At 48.5% G+C, this 18,456-nt stretch carries 20 protein-coding genes; 15 read left to right on the top strand and 5 right to left on the bottom strand.

The annotated features are described in order from the left end of the window. The 4 genes from J5I83_RS04670 to J5I83_RS04655 all read left to right on the top strand — a co-directional run. The coding region (locus J5I83_RS04670; protein ID WP_304053665.1) for an alpha-amylase family glycosyl hydrolase at positions 1 to 1,458 on the top strand (1,458 nt) is incomplete at its 5' end. A 90-nt stretch (positions 1,459 to 1,548) separates the two neighbouring features. Further along, positions 1,549 to 1,947: a SemiSWEET family sugar transporter gene (locus J5I83_RS04665; protein WP_304053663.1), complete on the top strand. Its 399-nt coding sequence runs from the start codon at positions 1,549 to 1,551 to the stop codon at positions 1,945 to 1,947. Between the two features lie 162 nt (positions 1,948 to 2,109). Further along, complete coding sequence (locus J5I83_RS04660; protein WP_304053661.1) at positions 2,110 to 2,862, top strand: hypothetical protein; 753 nt, start codon at positions 2,110 to 2,112, stop codon at positions 2,860 to 2,862. A 101-nt stretch (positions 2,863 to 2,963) separates the two neighbouring features. Then, entirely contained in the window at positions 2,964 to 3,794 is an 831-nt protein-coding gene (locus tag J5I83_RS04655) for an META domain-containing protein (protein WP_304053658.1), read from the top strand. Positions 3,795 to 3,862: 68 nt separating this feature from the next. On the opposite strand, the gene J5I83_RS04650 is transcribed toward J5I83_RS04655, so the two are convergent. The 5 genes from J5I83_RS04650 to J5I83_RS04630 form a co-directional block, all read right to left on the bottom strand. Next, the gene (locus J5I83_RS04650) at positions 3,863 to 4,138 is read right to left on the bottom strand and encodes a YMGG-like glycine zipper-containing protein (protein ID WP_304053655.1); all 276 of its coding nucleotides are present in this window, start codon (positions 4,136 to 4,138) and stop codon (positions 3,863 to 3,865) included. Between the two features lie 45 nt (positions 4,139 to 4,183). After that, positions 4,184 to 4,576 carry a Rap1a/Tai family immunity protein gene (locus J5I83_RS04645; protein ID WP_304053653.1) on the bottom strand — a complete coding sequence of 131 codons (393 nt, stop codon included), beginning with the start codon at positions 4,574 to 4,576 and terminating at the stop codon, positions 4,184 to 4,186. A 171-nt stretch (positions 4,577 to 4,747) separates the two neighbouring features. Next, positions 4,748 to 6,100, bottom strand: coding sequence for a hypothetical protein (locus J5I83_RS04640; protein WP_304053651.1), 1,353 nt, complete (start codon positions 6,098 to 6,100; stop codon positions 4,748 to 4,750). Further along, the gene (locus tag J5I83_RS04635) at positions 6,078 to 7,118 is read right to left on the bottom strand and encodes a DUF4105 domain-containing protein (RefSeq protein WP_304053650.1); all 1,041 of its coding nucleotides are present in this window, start codon (positions 7,116 to 7,118) and stop codon (positions 6,078 to 6,080) included. Before J5I83_RS04635 ends, J5I83_RS04640 begins: the two co-directional genes overlap by 23 nt. A gap of 339 nt (positions 7,119 to 7,457) precedes the next feature. After that, on the bottom strand, positions 7,458 to 7,952 hold the full coding sequence (locus tag J5I83_RS04630) for a hypothetical protein (protein ID WP_304053649.1): 495 nt from the start codon (positions 7,950 to 7,952) through the stop codon (positions 7,458 to 7,460). Between the two features lie 850 nt (positions 7,953 to 8,802). Between J5I83_RS04630 and gspG the strand changes: the two genes are divergently transcribed. The 11 genes from gspG to J5I83_RS04575 are packed head-to-tail and all read left to right on the top strand — an operon-like array spanning position 8,803 to position 18,414. After that, a complete protein-coding gene (gspG, locus tag J5I83_RS04625; protein WP_304053648.1) occupies positions 8,803 to 9,240 on the top strand; it encodes a type II secretion system major pseudopilin GspG in 438 nt (145 codons plus the stop codon). Positions 9,241 to 9,252: 12 nt separating this feature from the next. Next, positions 9,253 to 10,437, top strand: coding sequence for a type II secretion system F family protein (locus tag J5I83_RS04620; protein WP_304053646.1), 1,185 nt, complete (start codon positions 9,253 to 9,255; stop codon positions 10,435 to 10,437). Positions 10,438 to 10,460: 23 nt separating this feature from the next. Further along, positions 10,461 to 12,122 (top strand): GspE/PulE family protein, encoded by a 1,662-nt coding sequence (locus J5I83_RS04615; RefSeq protein ID WP_304053668.1) that lies wholly within the window; start codon positions 10,461 to 10,463, stop codon positions 12,120 to 12,122. Beyond that, positions 12,103 to 12,948, top strand: coding sequence for a hypothetical protein (locus tag J5I83_RS04610; RefSeq protein WP_304053644.1), 846 nt, complete (start codon positions 12,103 to 12,105; stop codon positions 12,946 to 12,948). The genes J5I83_RS04615 and J5I83_RS04610 overlap by 20 nt, the downstream gene beginning before the upstream one ends. Beyond that, entirely contained in the window at positions 12,941 to 13,477 is a 537-nt protein-coding gene (locus tag J5I83_RS04605) for a PilN domain-containing protein (RefSeq protein WP_304053643.1), read from the top strand. The genes J5I83_RS04610 and J5I83_RS04605 overlap by 8 nt, the downstream gene beginning before the upstream one ends. Beyond that, positions 13,459 to 14,013, top strand: a complete 555-nt coding sequence (gene pilO, locus J5I83_RS04600; RefSeq protein WP_304053641.1) for a type 4a pilus biogenesis protein PilO — start codon at positions 13,459 to 13,461, stop codon at positions 14,011 to 14,013. The genes J5I83_RS04605 and pilO overlap by 19 nt, the downstream gene beginning before the upstream one ends. 1 nt (position 14,014) lies before the next feature. Next, on the top strand, positions 14,015 to 14,608 hold the full coding sequence (locus J5I83_RS04595; protein WP_304053640.1) for a hypothetical protein: 594 nt from the start codon (positions 14,015 to 14,017) through the stop codon (positions 14,606 to 14,608). Next, the gene (locus J5I83_RS04590; RefSeq protein WP_304053638.1) at positions 14,605 to 16,881 is read left to right on the top strand and encodes a FecR domain-containing protein; all 2,277 of its coding nucleotides are present in this window, start codon (positions 14,605 to 14,607) and stop codon (positions 16,879 to 16,881) included. Before J5I83_RS04595 ends, J5I83_RS04590 begins: the two co-directional genes overlap by 4 nt. 1 nt (position 16,882) lies before the next feature. Further along, complete coding sequence (locus J5I83_RS04585; RefSeq protein WP_304053636.1) at positions 16,883 to 17,389, top strand: type II secretion system protein; 507 nt, start codon at positions 16,883 to 16,885, stop codon at positions 17,387 to 17,389. Continuing rightward, a complete protein-coding gene (locus J5I83_RS04580) occupies positions 17,390 to 17,779 on the top strand; it encodes a type II secretion system protein (RefSeq protein WP_304053633.1) in 390 nt (129 codons plus the stop codon). Next, entirely contained in the window at positions 17,776 to 18,414 is a 639-nt protein-coding gene (locus J5I83_RS04575; RefSeq protein ID WP_304053631.1) for a type II secretion system protein, read from the top strand. The genes J5I83_RS04580 and J5I83_RS04575 overlap by 4 nt, the downstream gene beginning before the upstream one ends. The last annotated feature ends 42 nt before the right edge of the window (positions 18,415 to 18,456 follow it).

Below are 18,456 nucleotides of genomic sequence, written 5' to 3'. Positions count from 1 at the left end.
CCGCTGATCTATGAGATCAATACCTGGGTATGGCTGGGTGAGTTGAGCCGAACATATCGGAGACCCGTGACCCTGGCTACAGTTCCCGATGAGGAATGGGATACGCTTGCTGTTCATGGCTTTGACGCAGTCTGGCTGATGGGAGTGTGGGAGCGCAGCCCCGCCGGCATCGCCATCTCAATGCGGAATGAAGGATTGCTGGCAGATTTCCGTCGCGCCCTGCCGGATTTTTCGCCGCAGGACAATGTCGGCTCACCCTATTGCGTGCGCCGTTATGTCGTGGATCAGCACCTGGGAGGTCCGGAGGGACTTGCCGTTGCCAGAAAGAAGCTCGCTGAGCGGGGCATACGCCTGATTCTCGATTTTGTACCCAATCATGTGGCGCCGGATCATCCGTGGGTCACGCAGCACCCGGATTATTTCATCCAGGGCAGCAGCGACGATCTGGTGCAGAAACCAGGTGAATTTTTCCAGGTCGGCGACAAGGTGCTGGCGCTGGGGAGAGATCCCTACTTTGCGCCCTGGGCTGATGTGGTGCAATTCAACGGGTTTCATCCGGAATTACGCCAGGCGATTATCGAAACGGTAGCATCGATTGCCGAGCAATGCGATGGGATGCGCTGCGATATGGCAATGCTGCTCATGACGGCCATTTTCGAGCGCACCTGGGGATTGCGCGCCGGACCCCGTCCGCAGAAAGAGTACTGGCCGGAGGTCATCCGGGGGGTGCGGAAGCGTTTCCCTAACGTCCTTTTCATCGCGGAGGCATATTGGGACAAAGAGTGGGCGCTTCAGCAACAGGGGTTTGATTATTGCTACGACAAGCGGCTATACGATCGCCTTGAACATGATGCCGCCGAGAGCATACGCCTGCATCTTTGTGCCGATCTGCCTTACCAGGAGAAGCTCGTCCGCTTCATTGAGAACCACGACGAGCCGCGTGCCGCTGCGACGTTTGAAGGCCAGCAGGCGCGGGCTGCTGCGGTGACGTTTGCCACCCTGCCTGGTGCCAGATTGTTCCATGAAGGACAATTCGAGGGACGGCGCGTAAGACTTCCTGTGTTTCTGCGCCGCCGGACCGATGAGCCCCCGGATCACAATCTTCAGCAGTTCTACCATGCCCTTTTGCAAATTCTTCGCAACAGAGACTTCAGGGTAGGGGAGTGGCAATTGTGCGAGCGCATCGGTTGGCCGGACAATAGCAGCTACCTGAATATGGTCGCCTGGTGCTGGCAAAAAGAAGCGGACCGCCACCTGATCGTCGTCAATCTTGCAGCAAGCCGTTCGCAGGCGCGGATTAGACTGCCATGGAGTGATCTCGCCGGCCGTTCCTGGCGGCTGAGCAATCTATTGCAGGAAACGGTATATGATCAAGCAGGTGATGAACTGCAAACAGCGGGTTTGTACGTGGACTTGGAGCCGTGGGGCTATCACGTTCTCCACTGTGAGTGTAGTTGATTGAACTGGATCGGATGGGTGGACATTGCGATAGACAGGTGAATTGAAATGGCATGAGTTGACTGGCAGTCACTTGCAGTGGAGGTAAACATGATTTCGCCCAAGAGCGTTCAATTGTTTTGTATTGTTTTCAGCACGATTATACTTACTGGCTGTGGGGAATTTGCCATACACGATGTGGAAAGCTTGTTATTCCCCGGCTTTTACAGGTCTGAAGTGATCGGATTTGTGGCGGGATTGGGAACGACCTTTGCCGCTTTGCCGGATTTGATCGGGATGCTCAAGCGAAGATCAAGTAAAGGCATGAATCCGCGCATGGCTGCCATCATGGGTGCTTTCCAAATCTTATGGGTTTACTACGGTTTATTGATTCTTTCAAGACCTGTGATTCTTTGGAATATCATCGCAGTGCTGACCAATTTCCTGGTGGTAGGCGCCTATGTCTACTTTGCCCGCAAAGAAAGCCAGAGTGAACAAGTTAAGGAATAACAAGATTAGCTTGTCGAACTGCTAAGCAAGCTAACATTGATCTTCGACAGGCTTAGGTCGAACGGCGTCTATGTAAAGGTTTTATTAAAACGATATGTTCCATGATGGCATTACGCCGCTTGATATTTATCCGCTTTCATGTGTGCGGGAGGCACTGGCGATATGACTCACATTTTTAGTTTGCGGTCAGAGATCAGGATAACAGGCTTCCTTCTGTTTGTTCTTTTCATGACAGGGTGTAGCAGTGTCCAGCCCAGGTGGACAGTACGCACCTCATCGACACCGTTTTCATCCTCATCGGATCTGGCAAGTTTGGAACAGGAAACGGTGGCGCTGTTCACGCCACTAGCACCAGTACCCATTCTGCGGGGGGATGAAGCGGTATTGGGTCTTTACCTTGCTGAGTCCATCAAAAGAATCGCTCCAGCCTGGAAAATGATAGACGAACAGCAAACGATCGGCCTGATCAACCGTCACGGATTGACGGATGAATATACACGTTTGCGCCAAGGCGCTGATCAGAGTCATATCCTGGAGCGCGCGTTATTGCAAAAAATCGGCAAGGGTATCGGCGTACGGTACGTGTTTCAACCCCGCTTGGCATACATTTCACAAACGATGACGGATCGATTAGAAGCGCCGGTTGCTCCATTCCTGATCTTGCAGACGCGTTCTGCCGTGATGAGACTTTCCCTGCAACTGTGGGATTGCGAGAGCGGTGAACCTATTTGGTCCTCCGTGGCGGAATCTGTCGTGCTAAACGAAACGGCGAGTCTTGAGCCCATGTTTATTAAGGATGCTGCACGAGCTGCGTTCAGTAGTATGCTGACTGACTTGCTGACTAGAAAAACATCATCAAAATATACTCGTCTGGATCGATTTCTTGATAATTTGATTCACGAACAGAATGAATGAGGATGAATAGAGCAGGTGTAGATTGGTCGGCATGCAAGAAAATTCCGCTTGCTGTCTGGATCGCGATGTTATTTGTCATGTTTTCTGTGAAGGCGTTCTGTATGTCAACCGAGCCAGAAGGTGATGTGACAAGCGCGGATCTCGAGTCGATAACATTCCATTCGAAAGTCTTTCAGGCTAGTCCCGTGACTTTTGCGCACGGTGAGTTTCGCCTGCCTGCCGTGCCACAGTCCGCTTCCGAAGTGGTGGTGAAGCTTACCGATGAACGGGCATTCGGAACGCTGCACGGCAAGTCAGCAGCTGCGATCGTGATGGTAGCCACTTTGGGCGGGACGGGGACGTTTTCTGAACTCGCCCTGTTAATTGCAAACGCCCAAGGCTGGATCAATACCGATACTGTTCTGCTGGGTGATCGAGTTCAGGTGCATACGGTGACAATCGAGGACGATCACATTGCAGTTGCACTGATGACGCATGGCCCGCAAGACCCGCTGTGCTGTCCAACCATGGAGGTCATGAAGCGTTTTGCCGTGAAAAATGACCAGCTCATCGTATTCAGTGAAACAATACGCCAGCCGCAATCGCACCTTATCGGCACAGTCTGGCAGTGGCTGGACACTCGTTACAATAATGATACCCAGACAGTTCCTGTCAACCCTGCCGACTACACATTACAGTTTATGAGTGAAGGGAAGTTAGTGATCAAGGCCAATTGCAATCTAACGAGGGGACATTATTCGATAACGAATCAGCAGCTATCGATGCTGATCGCCCACGCTACCATGGTGCCCTGTGAAGCGGACTCGCTCGAAAACCGGTTTGTGCAGGATCTTATGCATGCAGCAATCTTTTTCTTTCGCGGTGGCTATCTCTACCTTGATCTGAAGTATGACAGCGGAACGATGAGGTTTTTGCCACAGCAGCAAGAGTAGCTATGCGCTTTATTTCCTTGCTGCCTGGTTTGTTAATACGGATAGCCGTTTGCACCATTCCAGCAAGGCTATCGCCTTTGCTGTCCTTCCTGATAGCCTCGCTGGTAGGCGCGCGCCTCAGATTTCTTGTGCTGATCGTAAACATAACCACCTAACAAACCCGCGCCCGCACCAATGGCAGCGCCCATTCCTGCATTGCCCGCTATGGCACCAATCACAGCGCCGGTTGCTGCGCCACCCGCCGTTCCCTTAAGCATGCGCTGTTCTGACTGGGACATGCCTGCACAGCCAGCTATACCGAGTACCATGACTGCTAAAATTATCAGACGAAGAATTCTTTTCATGATCATTACTCCTGGAAAAATAGCAAATGGAATTTACACTACCCATTAATCCGCACATGGAAATTTTTCTATCAAGAATTTCATTACCGTATCCACGGTGCGCTCTTGCAAGTATTCAGGATGAGCTTTCACCCATTCGACATATTCTGCTATGGTTTGGTTGCGGGATGGCTTTGGTGTGGGAGGGCAAACCAGCGGGCTGAATCCCGGTTCACTGTAAAAATCATGCTGATACTGATAAACACCAACCAGATAGCCATGACAGAAGTGGAGGGCCTCTTTGTAAAGCGGATCTGTGGGAGGGGCTGTGCATAACTCCATGATATCCTGCGTGTTTCTTGCCAGAAAGTTATCATTTGTCGCCGCTTGCGACTGTGTTGCCAGACAACCCATCATGATCATTGCGCTGAAGTACTTTCGATAAACGGATATGTTCATAATTTTTCCTTTATAAATTAAACAATAAAAAGCTAAATCACATTTCTTTCCAGTTTATTTGTAACTTCCTTTATTCAATCTGGATTTTCTGAAAGACTCCCGGAATGTCATATCAGGCTTAGAATTCAGTCTCGACAAATTACGATAAAGGAGCTTTGCAATAGAAATCAGTTATTTGGTTGTTTTGGTAAATTCACACTTTTCTTTAATAAGGGATGATGCATTGGGATGGCCAATTCCATTGGCAATCAACGCGACAACCCGCTCATCTTTGGTATAGCCGACATGAGCTTCCAGCGGATTAGCAAGACCCTGAACATCAAATGCATTAATGATTTTGGCCACATTGATCGTGATATTGGTGATGCTGGCACATAATCTGGAATCGAGATATTTCTCACTAAAATCCGCCGCTATGCCATAGCTTAATAAATCATTGGGATCACTGAAGGCGATAATGGATGTTTCGCTGAGCATGCGCTGCCTGTAATGAGCACCCTCAGGCTCACAATACGCTGCTTTCTGTCCAACTATTTCGGGAAGTTCTCTGCCCAATTGCAGGACGGGCAGTTGATTGGATAGCATGAAAATAGGGATATGTTTGTTTCGCAGTGTTTCGATTGCTTTGGTTGTCGCTGCGGTCAAATGCCCTGAAGGATCAAACTTCTCCGGATTTTGCAGCATATCGGCAATGCGTTGAAAGCCATCAATGGTGATACGACTACCTAAGCTATGTGAAATCACAACATAATCATCATTGCTTAATTTGTCGACATGCGCATCGCCTACGCCCTGGCAGATATGTGTTCCATTCTTGGGGAGATCTTGCCAATAGTGTGTTGCCATCCAGCAGAATGATTGGGCAAAGGCCGCCAGGATGAGCTGCCTGCTTTTCCCTAAATAAATAATGGGATCAGGCGTCGTGTCATTACTGAATTTCTTTAGCGCGCTATTGATTCTGGCTCTGCGGAAATCGTGCTCCCCTGAATTATCAAAGGCCAGCAACGCTTTTTCTGCTCGCGAAATTTCCGACCAGGTGAGTTCATAAAATGTGAGTTTCTTGCCTGTATCTTCGTTCAACAGACGCGTTATGCGCAAATTGCCCAGAGTTTGCTCAGGAAATAAAGGAGCGGTCAGGGTGATATTCTTAGGAGTTTCCGAACGGCTGTCTAAATTTAATTCTCTGGCTAATTTTTCCAGAAATTGGGTCGAATAGCCCGGAATATGATCGCCTACGCCATGCACCATCAGGATTTTAGTTTCCCCCTGTTTTCTGGTCAGCCCTGGCTCAATACCGACAAAAGGCTTGCCGTGCACTTGGCATATCCGTGTATCTTCACTTTCAGCTTTTTCTAACAGGGCTTGCGTCATGCCTTTACTGATGCTGGTGCAACCCGATAAAAAAAAGGCAAGTGGCAGAAGGAAAATTAGCCAGTTAATTTTTATACTTAAATAGTCCTTTGCTGTCGTGCTGTGGCGATTTAAGCTGTTATTTCTGAGCTCAATGTATTGCTGGAGCAGCATTTTTAATCTCCTCTCGAATACGACGCGAAAAATCCATGGCGCCATCAGCTGCCTGCGCCCGGCCATTAATATGAGATTTCTGTTGTAACTCGGCAAAAGACAGGCCATTAGTTTTTAGTCTTCCGTGTTCATATAGCAGTTGCGGCACATAACCGCTTGCCAGAATTTTCCAGCTGAATGGCGGGTGCTTCGGATTGACACGCGTATTCAACCAGATGCTGGTGGTGCAGTTAGTCGTTAGCGTGTTGTAAAACTTGGGTTTGATCTTCAGTGCATTGATTTCATGCATATATTCCAGGAACAATCGACGGCCATCCTCGATGGAGCCAGCGATGCGGTAAATATAAACATCCTCCGGTGGCTCATGGCGATAATTGGTACGCAGTCGTATCACATCGCGTTCATCAGCCACCACGTAGATGAGTTCATATTGCCGGAAGAAACCTTTGATAGAAGAATAGTCCTCACCTTTCTCCTTGCGTGTTTCGATGGAAACGGCCAGATTGTCGCCGCCTTCAAAACTGAAGCTCAGAAATACGTGGGCAATGGCAGGCCCCATCCAATAGGAAACCACCATATCCACTGCCTCCAGTTTGCGCAAATCGAAGCGCTTGTCGTAGTAAGCGGGCGTGTAGTCAGTTTCGCTGCGGTAATCGAAGTTGCGGATGTTGTGCACAGTGATCACGTCACCTTCAATTATGGCGTACGGCAGCACCGCTACATCCGTCTGCCAGTCTCGCTCATTGGATGGTTCGATGCCGAACCACCATGTTACTAGCACTGAAAACAATACGAAGTGGCCGGCGACAGCCTGCCAGCGCCAGCGGCGAAAGCAGAATGCAATCAGCATGGCGAGCGATACAATGCCAAATACCGCAGCCAGAATGCTACGCACCGTATCGCTATACGGTCCTGCCAAGGTGAGAGCAAGAACTCCCCAGCTGCCAGCCGTTGTCAGCAGCAAGCCAAGCAATACCAAGCCCGCACTGCGGATGAATCGAGTCCCGGTGCGCTTCATCAGGAGTAGCCTGCCAGCCTGATATTGCTTCCAGCGCCACCACTGGAAGCGGAATGGAAGCAACAGGATAAGTTTATTCGTCGAGCGAAGGCTATGTTCATATCTGTGTCTACCTTATTGCAACATGCCGCCTCACTGGAATGATTACGTGCCGAGAAACATTCGCCCTGCTACCTTGTGTTCCTACAATGCTGGCAACCCGGTGTGACAGTTATTTTGCCGTGTAACACCAGCCTTCAAAGCAGGCTGCATAAGCAGCGGTTGCGGTACATTACTTCGTTGCGCAACGCTCGCTTCTTTGCTGCTTGTTTGCAGCCTTCCCTTATGATGCCGAACGCCTCACTGTACTAATGGAATAGCATCGGCAAGCTCGTACCGCACGATAGCTCGAATTTTGCTCTCAATCTGGAGGTAACGTGCTACCTTTGCGCCCGGAAGAACTGCGCTAAGTTTAGGTACATATGTCCGCTTTAAATTAGCTTCAGCCATTTCGATGGCTATGACTTCATCAATCAATCGGGTCGCTGTTTCATTTAACACCGCGCCCTTGTTGAAGGCTGTGGCATAGTCATCTATCACCTTCGCCAGGCGCTGATTGATCTGGTATAGTTCTTTCTGGTAGGTATCGTAGACAGGCCAGAATGCCTTGGCTTCTTCTTCAGTCAGGTTCATATTACTGGCCACTACCAATTTCTTATCTGCAGCAATTTTCTCACGCAGGATTTCCATGTTGCTGACTACACTGTCTTCGCCAGCGTATGTAGGTAACGTCAGGACTGCAGCGCAAATCAATAAAGCAAGACACAATATCTTCGTCACGTATTTCTTCTTCATACTTCCTCCCGTCAGAAATTAAAGTAAGTGATTCAATTGCCGAAATGTTTTTCTTGATCCGATAATCATTGTTTCTTATCTTTGTCACCATCACAATACGTGTAAACACCTAGTCTGAATGGCTAGGTTTGTTTAAGTCAGGCTGAAAACTTGTATTAATGTGGTGTTTTTTTTTGATCAAGAGACGCGGGGGAGGAGGGGTGGGCTAATATTACCTTCATTGAAGGATGTTTTTTTGAAGCAGCGTGAACCGGTTAGCCGCTGTTCATCATCATTGATGTAGTCACCTGGCGCGTTGGCTTGGTGAATGGACTGACCGCCCGTCAAAGACTGGAAATCAAAGTTTGCTAGGGATAGAATTATAGCCGTACAAAAAATGGGTAGGAAGCGAAGCGGGTGTAATTGATATGTCCTTAAGATGCGAGCGAAAATCGGCAAACGCCCTGTCGGATATGGTTCTGGCAATACAAGATCGAGTATGAACAAAGGCTGGCGGAGTGCTACAAAAACCTGTGTGTCGCTATACTTTTTTAGTAAGATGGGTAAAGAAGGTGTAATTCATCAAAATTGACGCAATGAATAGTGATTTATAATCTTCATCCGTTCAAAAAATATCAAGCTGAATATGCATGAGCATAAAAGCTTTTGAGCTGTCAGTTAAATTCATGTCCGTTTTTTCATCCTAATAGTTTCTAATGAAAAGTCTGATTTAAATAAATTTAAATAATTACTGAATACACTTTGTCTTTCATGCAGCATTAGATCTATTAAATAGCATATCATTATCCATAATTGCATCGATTGCATTTATATACAGATCAAAATAGTTTCTTTAGTTGAGAGGTCGAAAATGGAGTATTGCTATAAGAATTCACGCAAAAGTCTTAGCCGTGGGTTCACATTGCTTGAATTGCTGGTGGTGATGGTGATCATCGGCTTGCTGGCAGCTTATGTCGGTCCCAGATATTTCTCGCAGGTGGGTAAATCAGAAGTCAAAATGGCACAAGCCCAGATTGATTCATTGGAAAAAGCATTACATCAATACCGCTTAGATGTGGGTAGCTATCCCACGACCGAGCAAGGATTGAATGCGCTTATGGCACGGCCAGGCAATGAACCAAAATGGCAAGGGCCTTATCTTGGCAAAACACCACCGCCTGATCCTTGGGGACAGCCATATCAATACAAGTATCCAGGAGAGCGTGCAGAATTTGATCTATTTTCCTTAGGAAAAGATGGTCAGCCGGGCGGTACCGGTGAGGCAGCCGATATTACCAACTGGAACTGATAGAGAAGGTCAATGCGCTATACCGTGAAAGCAGTGCTTGCCAATCAAGGCGCGGTCTCGCTCGAACTGGATGCGGCCAGCGAGCAGGAAGTCCGGCAGCAGATTGCCGCGCAAGGCGGAATGGTGCTGAGCGTGCAACGAAGTTTAGGAGGGTGGCTTCCTAAATCCAGAGCACGTTTTCCACTGACTCATTTTAGCCAGGAATTGCTTTCTCTGTTAACGGCGGGGCTCAGTTTGGTGGAAAGCATCGAGACGCTCATTGAGAAAGAAGAGGATAGCAGCGTCCGTAAGATTATCCAGGAAATTCTTGCGCGCTTGTATGAGGGCATGACCTTGTCGCAGGCATTGGAGACCTACCCTCAGATATTTCCTGCGCTGTATATTGCAACGATCAGGGCAAGCGAGCGGACGGGTGATTTGCCGGAAGCGTTGACGCGCTTTATTACTTATCAGACACAAATGGATCTGGCGCGTAAGAAACTGGTGGGTGCTTCCATTTACCCAGTGCTGTTATTGGTGCTTGGACTGCTTGTGGCTGTTTTTCTGCTGCTTTTTGTGGTGCCTAAATTCAGTGCGATTTATGAAGATATCGGCGCGGATTTACCCTGGCTATCCGTCATGCTGATCAAATGGGGGCGGCTGGTGCACGAAAGCGGCTGGATGTTGGCGGGCATCGCTGCCACGTTCTTAGTGCTGACGGTTTATAGTTTCAGCCGGTCTGCGTTTCGAGCGCGTTTGATGCAGGTGTTATGGCGTATCCCGGCCATTGGTGAACGTATGCGGATTTATCAACTTGCCCGCTTTTATAAAACACTGGGGATGTTACTGCGCGGTGGCATACCGATCACGAAAGCGCTGGAAATGGTGAGCAATCTTCTACAACCTCATTTCCGTCCCAGGGTCATCGCAGCAGCAGCCCATATCCGTGAAGGTAAAACCATTTCCAGCGCGATGCAGATGGCAGAGTTGACGACCCCAGTGGGCAGTCGCATGCTACGCGTAGGCGAGCGTACAGGTCTCATGGGAGACATGATGGAGCGTATTGGGGGATTTCATGATGAGGAAATTGCACGCTGGGTTGAGTGGATGACCAAGCTGATCGAACCATTGCTGATGGCGGTTATCGGTACGGTTATCGGCGGTATCATTATTCTAATGTATATGCCTATTTTTGAGTTGGCAGGAAGCATCAATTGATTGAAGCAAGTCCACAGTCTTCCATGCCATCGATCGATCTGCATCAGCTTGGTCAGGCGCGCCAACAGGCTTTAGCCCAGAAAACCCCGGTCATCAAAGTACTGGAGGAAACGTATGGTTATTCATCCAGTGAGCTGATGGAGGAGCTGGGCCGGCTGCTGCGGATGCCATTGCTCAGGATGGAAGATTTGCACGAATTACATCCCGCTTTTGAAATTTTGCCTTTTGCTGAAGCCGTCAAGCAGGAATGTATGTTATTCCATAAAGCTCAAGAGTACGTGCTTGCGGTGGCTGATCCATTTTTACCCAATTTGCATGCCTGGGCGGATGAATACATCGCGCTAGGGGTCACGTGGCATTTAGTGCACCCGGCTGATCTGTCAGCGTTTTTCGCTCAACAAGAAAAGAATATGCGCGCGATGGATAATGTGTTGCCAGCGGAGCAGCAAGGGATAGCGCAGGCAGGCATCGAGGATTTGTCGTTAAAGACGATCCATGAAGGTACCAGTAAAGTGGTGAGACTGGTTCATTCCACCTTGTATGATGCGCATAAATCGCAGGCTAGCGATATTCATCTTGAAACGATGCCGGGCGCGTTAGCAATAAAATACCGGATTGACGGTGTCTTGACTACCATCGGTGTGATGCAGGGTCATGATTTGGCGGAGCAGGTGATTTCTCGTATCAAGGTCATGTCTGATCTCGATATTGCAGAGCGCCGCATACCTCAGGATGGCCGCTTCAAGGTTTCCATTCAAGGGCGGGAGATCGATTTTCGCGTATCGATCATGCCGAGTATTTTTGGCGAAGACGCAGTGCTGCGGATTCTGGACCGGCAGGCATTGACCGATCACGTTGAGGGGCTGACATTGAATCAGCTCGGTTTTAATCAGGCGGCCATTACCAGTATACGCCGGCTGAGTTCGGAGCCTTATGGCATGCTGCTGGTAACCGGTCCTACCGGCAGTGGCAAGACAACTTCACTGTATGCCGCAATCTCAGAAGTTAATCGGGGCGATGATAAGATCATCACGATTGAAGATCCGATCGAATATCAGTTACCCGGTGTTTTACAAATTCCGGTCAATGAAAAAAAAGGGCTTACTTTCGCGCGTGGACTGCGCTCAATTCTGCGGCATGATCCAGACAAGATTATGGTGGGTGAAATCCGTGATGCAGAAACGGCCCAAATCGCGATACAGGCCGCGCTAACTGGTCACCTGGTTTTTACCACGGTGCACGCCAATAATGTTTTTGATGTGATCGGTAGGTTTTCCCATATGGGGGTGGATCCTTATAGCTTCGTTTCAGCCCTGAACGGTATCGTTGCGCAAAGATTAGTCCGTTTGTTGTGTTCTCACTGCATGGTAGACGAGCGGCCTGACGATCAATTGATTGCAGAATCGGGCATTACTGCCGACCAGGTGGAACACTATAAATTCCGTGCTAGCAAGGGATGTGGCCAGTGCCGCGGAAGCGGTTACCGGGGACGCAGCGCGATCGCCGAGATATTGCTGTTGAATGACGAAATTCGTGAGCTGGTTATCGCCCAGGCTACGATACGCCGCATCAAAGAAGCCGCTAGAGAGAATGGCACCCGTTTTCTGCGGGAAGCGGCGCTTGAAATGGTCAAAACAGGACAGACTAGCTTGCAGGAGGCTAACCGTGTCACGATTGTGGCGTGATCAGCTACAGATTTTTTTTGCACCTGGCCGCGTGGACATGGTGAGGACGTTGCGGGGTATCAAAGCTAATCAAGCACCCAGAATTTCGGAAGCCTATGAGTATCCACCAGCTGCTGCCATGTGGCAGGTATCTTTACAACAACTTGAACGGCTGATTGAAAAAGAGAACGCTTCCTCAAATCTGAAAGGTGCCGAACTGCTGATTACGCTTTCAAATCATTTCGTACGCTATGTAGTTGTTCCACCACAGCGAGAAATCACGGATCTTGCTGAGTTATTGGCTTATGCCAATTTTCGCATGCGTGAAGTATACGGGGAACGAGCCGGCGACTGGATTACCAGTATAAGTGACTGGGATCCCTATCGCGGAGCAGTATGCGCTGCAATCGCACGAGACTTATATCATGAGTTTGAAGCGTTGGCATTACGCCATCGCATTGCATTAAAACAGATAGAACCCTATTTGACTGCTGCTTTTGATCAATGGTGTGGCGCGTTTAATGATAAACGATTCTGGTTCGTGGTGGTTGAGCCAGGACGGCTGTGCATGGTGTTATTTTCTAACGGTCAGTGGCAAGGCATACGCAATCAGCGAATCGTGCATTCGGCTGCAACAGAGTTATGTGCTGCACTTGAGCAGGAGGTCATTAATTCCGGCTACCGGGAGCCAATTGAGCAGGTATATCTGTTTTCGCCTGAGTATCCAGAGCTGGAATTGCCGACCGGTGAAGGGTGGCAATTTGCCTATTTACCAACTGAAAAAATACCAACACCGCTGCATTTTCCTTCCATTATCGTAGGTAGCAGTGAGGCAGGTCATGCGTAGCCTAAAACTGAGGTTTCCTTATGCAGGGCAACAAGCACGTAGTGCCGATTATATTTTGCTAGCATTAGGACTGCTTGTTTTTGTGGTGTGCCTCTATCAGCTCAAATTGATCATGGAAGAAATTGCGCATTGGGATGCGCGCATTTATCGTCTCGAGCAGCAGCAACAGCATAGGAAGACACCCAGAACGCCGATTGCGCGCATTACTCAGGAAACACAGCAGGAGCTCAAGCAAGCAGATGAAATTTTGCGGCAGATCAATTTACCATGGGAAGCATTGTTCGATTCGCTGGAATATGCTGCAAGCAAGGATGTTGCATTATTATCAGTGCAACCGAATGTAGCCAGTCGCGCAGTGCGCATCAATGGTGAAGCGAGGAATCTCGCAGCGCTCACTGATTTTGTCGAGGCGATAGAGCGCGAAGATGTTTTTGAGAATGCATATTTACTCAGCTATAAAGTGAAAAAAGAAAACCCCCACCGACCAATTGTTTTTTCTCTGACAGCCACATGGATCGACTTACCTTAGAAAGACTATTGATCCAAATACGCTGGCAAATAACTCGACTGAGCTTAATTGGGAAAATTGGCTTGGGTTTGCTCGTGCTCTCAACCGTGTTTTTTTGGGCAGCAGTTTTACCGCAAGAAGAGGAGCTCCATAAACGCAAAGGGCAAGCAGCATCCATGCAGCAGCAAACGCAAATTGAGTCAGTTGAACGTGCTAAATTAGATGATAGTCAAGCGCTACAGGTTTTTTATGATTTTTTTCCAAATCTTGATTCATCGCCCTACTGGATCAAGGAATTAGATAAAGTTGCTAAAAAGCGCGGGATTGAGTTGAGCGGCAGTGAATACCGTTTGATGCAAGAGCAGGGAGCAAAATTGGCGCGCTATGAAATGGTTTTGCCTGTTCGTGGCAGTTACCCGCAAATTCGTGCGTTTATTGCCGATGTGCTAGCGGCCGTACCCGCAATGGCATTGACTGATGTCGTCATCAAGCGCGAAGATATCAAAACGGGCAAATTGGATGTGCGCCTTAGCTTGAATCTTTATCTGCATGGTTGAAATGGAAAAACGGGCAACCAATATTCGCAGATTGATTTTGGCTGCTGCACTTGCAGCCACGCTGCTTGCAGTGGCATGGTTGGAAGAGAATGATGCTGACATAGAAGAGACTGTGCAGCCGGTGCTGCCGACCAGATCTGCAGCAAGCAGCGCGCGCACCAAAAAAAGCGCACCAGGCCTTCTGCAAGTTGAGCAATTAGGGCAACGAAAATTTAGTGCAGATGCGGACGATATTTTTGCGGCTACCTCATGGGAACCGAAGCGACCACTGACCGGTTCTGCCCAGTCACCGTTTGGTTCTGGGCAAGATGGCAGAACTGCGCCACCGCCTGTTGTGACATCGCCGCCGCCGCCCCCTCCACCCGCAGCGCCCCCTTTGCAGTTTAAATATGTTGGCAGACTTACAGAGGGAAAGATAATTCGTGTCTTTCTTTCTATGGCGGAGAAAAACTATATTGCGAAAGTGGGGGAGCGCATTGAGGCAAACTATCGGGTTGATCGGATTAAGGATGACGTGATCGAATTCACATATTTACCGCTGGGTGTCAAACAAACCCTTCTTATCACTAACAATAACCCTGGAAAGTTTCAATGAAATTAGTCAGATTTGTTTTCATTGTTCTGCTACCGATTGTATTCGCCAGTTGTGCGACCTATACCACTCGAAATCAGGCATTTTTAGAAGGTCAGCAAATGATTGCGCAAGGTCAATTAGATGCCGGCTTGAAGAAGCTTGAGCAGGCGGCCTATGAAGAGCCTGATAACAAGGAAATTCGCACTGTCCTGTCACGCCAGCGTGAGGCGATTATCTCTCAAATAATCAGTGAGGCAGAAAATGCCCGATCAGTGGGAGATCTGGATATGGCGGCACTGAAGTTCCGCCATGTGCTGGAAATTAATGCGAATAACGAGCGTGCTAAAACCGGGTTGGAAGCGTTGAATCTGGAACGACATCAACAATCTATCATTAATCAAGCGAGAGAGTCGCTCGCCCGGAATGATATAGAAGGCGCCGAGACAGCGGTACGAGCGGTACTCCAGGAAAATCCGATACATGCAGATGCGCGCCAGTTAATTAAGGAAATCAACGAGCGAATTGTCCGGACGGAAGATCCTGGATTGGAGCTGATCACTGCTTTTAACAAACCAATTACCATGGAATTTCGCGATGCCAGCCTGAAATCCATTTTTGAGCTGATATCACGTGCAGCAGGGATCAATTTTGTTTTTGATAAAAATGTTCAGCAGGAATCAAAGACATCTATTTTTGTGCGCGATAACAAAATCGAAGATGTTTTGAAATTGCTGCTGATGACCAATCAGCTTGCTTACAAAATTTTGAACGACAATTCATTGCTGATCTATCCTGATACTCCGGCCAAGCAAAAGGAATATCAAGAGTTGGTTGTGCGTAGCTTTCATGTGGTCAATACCGATGTCAAGCAGATGGTTGCGATGATCAGAGGATTGGTCAAGGCTAAGGATGTTTACGTCAATGAAAAACTCAATCTTTTTGTCATGCGCGATACGCTGGAAGCGATACGTTTGGTAGAACGCCTGGTTGCCATTAATGATTTCCCTGATCCGGAAGTGATGCTTGATGTTGAAGTATTGGAGATCCAGCGGAGCAATTTGACTCAGCTGGGCCCTAATTTCCCAGGGCAGATTACTTACACTGCGACACCAGCCGCATCGGGTAATCCAGCCGAGGCGGCTGCATCGACCACGCTTGATCAAATCACATTTGGTTTAAAGAATTTCTCGGTCAGTAACCAGGTTGTGATAAATCTAAGAAAAGATCTTTCTTTTGGCGACATACTGGCCAATCCGCGTATCCGTGTCAAAAATCGCGAAAAGGCTAAAATTCTGATCGGCAGCCGGCAACCGATTGTTACCTCCAATGTCACGGGTACTGCTGCTACGGTATCCCAATCAGTTACCTTCATTGATGTGGGACTGAAGCTGGAAGTTGAACCCATCATCGCTCCGAATGACGAGGTGTCTATCAAGGTGATGCTCGAGGTAAGTTCCATTACCGGTTTCGAACAATCTGGTGCTAGCAGATTTCCGATAGTGGGGACGCGTACGGCAGAAACTTTGCTCTCGTCAAAAGATGGGGAAACACATATTCTGGCGGGCTTGATTAACGATGAAGATAAGAGAGATTTGGGCGGTATACCGGGACTGATCGATACGCCGATACTTGGCCGGTTATTCTCAAATAACCGAGTGGATCGTAAGAAAACGGAGATTGTGCTGTTAATTACGCCGCGTATCGTACGTAACGTCATGCAGCCGACCAAATTGGAGAGTGAGTTCCATTCCGGCACAGCGAATGCTGCTGGCAGATTACCCATAAGTATCCGGAAAACATCAGCACAATCACTGGCCATGGCGCCGGCCGGCCCTGCATCACCTTTCCACTCTATTGCTGGCGGAATGGCACAGCCAATACCGTCTACTGCCGAGTCCGAGGCTGCGCTTAATCCTTTCGCAGCAGCCGCGGCAAGAGCGAGTTCCGCTTCGCCGACACTGTCTTTGCTGGCGCCTGCTACTGTAACCATGGATCGGGAATTTACCGCTACAGTGAGACTTGTTACTCAGAATACCACCCTGGCGAGTGAGCTTAATCTAACATACGATAAAGATATGCTGGAAGCGCTGGATGGTGGCGAGAAATCCGGAGTGCGTACTATCAAGTTGGGGAGAGAAGAACCAACTGGGATGACGGCAGTCTTACGCTTTAAAGCGATTAGTGCAAATCCGGGTGCTACTGAGATTGCCATTCAAAATTTAACCACACAAGATGACAAGGGAAATCCGGTTGAGGTCAGTTTGCCACCGGCGGCTAGTATCGAAATCCAGTAGTATGCAAAGGCAGGGGGCGAGATTATTTTCATCTGCTTGTCATGGGTTTACGTTGGTCGAGCTGATGGTGGTGGTGGCCATTGTTGCTATCTTGGCTGCGGCAGCGATGCCGTTGCGCGAGATTGCCATTAAGCGTGAGAAGGAACAAGAGTTACGTCTGGTACTGCGGCAGATTCGAACAGCGATCGATGCTTATAAGCAGGCTGCAGATGAGGGCGTGGTAGAAAAGAAAGCAGATGAGGCAGGTTATCCTCGAAGATTGGAAGACTTGGTGGAAGGTGTGCCGAATATCAAGGATCCTAAAAAAAAGATGATCTATTTTTTGCGGCGCTTGCCGCGTGATCCGATGTTTGCAGATGCTGATCTGGCCGTGCCGGATGCAGATACATGGGGAAAACGTAGTTATGCAAGTCCGCCCGATAATCCGGAAGAAGGGGACGATGTGTTTGATGTCTTTTCGCGTTCAGAGCAGAAGGGTCTGAATGGAATACCCTATAATCAGTGGTGAATGAGAATACCTAAATGTTGCCGGCATGCCGGTTTTACCTTAATCGAGTTGTTGGTTGTGATGGCGGTGATTGCTACATTGCTCAGTATTGTTGCACCCAGATATTTTAATTCAGTCGATCGCGCCAAAGAAGCAGTGCTGCGGCAAAATTTGAGCATCATGCGCGATGCGATCGACAAATTCTATGCTGATAGGGGAGTCTATCCGCTTAATCTGGAGCAATTAGTAGAAGAGCGCTATATCCGTGCCGTTCCAATTGATCCGATGACCGACAGCGCTTTTACTTGGATCGAGATTCCTCCTGCCGACGAAGAGCTGGAGGGCATGTATGATATACACAGCAGTTCTGATAAACAGGCATTAGACGGAACATTTTACGATAAATGGTGATAAACAATCACGCCGGCCATTCCTGTGCAGAACAAGGTTATATCTATTTATGGGCGCTATTTGCCGTTGCGCTGGCAGGGGCTGTACTCGCAGGCGTTGGTCCGATGTGGCAAATTGAATCCCAGCGGCAGAAGGAAATAGAACTGCTCTATGTGGGCGATCAATTCAAGCGCGCAATCGAATCCTATTACAATAATTCAAGCGGGAAAGCAAAACGGTACCCAGAATCGCTTGAGCAATTACTGGAAGATAGGAGTTCATTGGTAATCAAACGTCATCTTAGAAAAATTTTCCGTGATCCCATGACCAATAGTCTTGACTGGGGATTGATCGAGCAAGCAGATGTGGGAATAACAGGCATCTATAGTCGATCAGACAAGGCCCCGCTCAAACGAGCAAATTTTCCAGAACAATATTCCGGTTTTGCGGAAGCGAAGAGCTATAAAGACTGGAAGTTTGTTCATGCTGGCGGCGAGAGCGAAACGAAATCACAGCGAGCCAAAACGCCTCAAGCAGGTTCGCCGAATACTGCTCCTGCCAATCCTTTTGCGCGCGATCAAGCTACAGCGGGTTCTAGTCCTTTTTCGCAAAACCAGCCAGCAAGCGGTGATAACCCATTTTCACAAAATCCTTAATGACCGCATGGTGCCTGTCTTTGAAGGATATTTTGTTTGATA

The sequence above is a fragment of the Nitrosomonas communis genome (genome assembly GCF_024102715.1).
Lineage (GTDB): Bacteria > Pseudomonadota > Gammaproteobacteria > Burkholderiales > Nitrosomonadaceae > Nitrosomonas > Nitrosomonas communis_B.
The sequence above is the reverse complement of the archived record's forward strand: the minus strand, read 5'-3'. Positions and strand labels throughout refer to the sequence as shown.

Excerpts from the sequence above, each read along its gene's own strand:
- J5I83_RS04665 (WP_304053663.1), top strand. The coding sequence starts at position 1,549 with ATGATTTCGCCCAAGAGCGTTCAATTGTTTTGTATTGTTTTCAGCACG.
- J5I83_RS04660 (WP_304053661.1), top strand. The coding sequence starts at position 2,110 with ATGACTCACATTTTTAGTTTGCGGTCAGAGATCAGGATAACAGGCTTC.
- J5I83_RS04655 (WP_304053658.1), top strand. The coding sequence starts at position 2,964 with ATGTCAACCGAGCCAGAAGGTGATGTGACAAGCGCGGATCTCGAGTCG.
- J5I83_RS04650 (WP_304053655.1), bottom strand. The coding sequence starts at position 4,138 with ATGAAAAGAATTCTTCGTCTGATAATTTTAGCAGTCATGGTACTCGGT.
- J5I83_RS04645 (WP_304053653.1), bottom strand. The coding sequence starts at position 4,576 with ATGAACATATCCGTTTATCGAAAGTACTTCAGCGCAATGATCATGATG.
- J5I83_RS04640 (WP_304053651.1), bottom strand. The coding sequence starts at position 6,100 with ATGCTGCTCCAGCAATACATTGAGCTCAGAAATAACAGCTTAAATCGC.
- J5I83_RS04635 (WP_304053650.1), bottom strand. The coding sequence starts at position 7,118 with ATGAAGCGCACCGGGACTCGATTCATCCGCAGTGCGGGCTTGGTATTG.
- J5I83_RS04630 (WP_304053649.1), bottom strand. The coding sequence starts at position 7,952 with ATGAAGAAGAAATACGTGACGAAGATATTGTGTCTTGCTTTATTGATT.
- gspG (WP_304053648.1), top strand. The coding sequence starts at position 8,803 with ATGGAGTATTGCTATAAGAATTCACGCAAAAGTCTTAGCCGTGGGTTC.
- J5I83_RS04620 (WP_304053646.1), top strand. The coding sequence starts at position 9,253 with ATGCGCTATACCGTGAAAGCAGTGCTTGCCAATCAAGGCGCGGTCTCG.
- J5I83_RS04615 (WP_304053668.1), top strand. The coding sequence starts at position 10,461 with ATGCCATCGATCGATCTGCATCAGCTTGGTCAGGCGCGCCAACAGGCT.
- J5I83_RS04605 (WP_304053643.1), top strand. The coding sequence starts at position 12,941 with ATGCGTAGCCTAAAACTGAGGTTTCCTTATGCAGGGCAACAAGCACGT.
- pilO (WP_304053641.1), top strand. The coding sequence starts at position 13,459 with ATGGATCGACTTACCTTAGAAAGACTATTGATCCAAATACGCTGGCAA.
- J5I83_RS04595 (WP_304053640.1), top strand. The coding sequence starts at position 14,015 with ATGGAAAAACGGGCAACCAATATTCGCAGATTGATTTTGGCTGCTGCA.
- J5I83_RS04590 (WP_304053638.1), top strand. The coding sequence starts at position 14,605 with ATGAAATTAGTCAGATTTGTTTTCATTGTTCTGCTACCGATTGTATTC.
- J5I83_RS04585 (WP_304053636.1), top strand. The coding sequence starts at position 16,883 with ATGCAAAGGCAGGGGGCGAGATTATTTTCATCTGCTTGTCATGGGTTT.
- J5I83_RS04580 (WP_304053633.1), top strand. The coding sequence starts at position 17,390 with ATGAGAATACCTAAATGTTGCCGGCATGCCGGTTTTACCTTAATCGAG.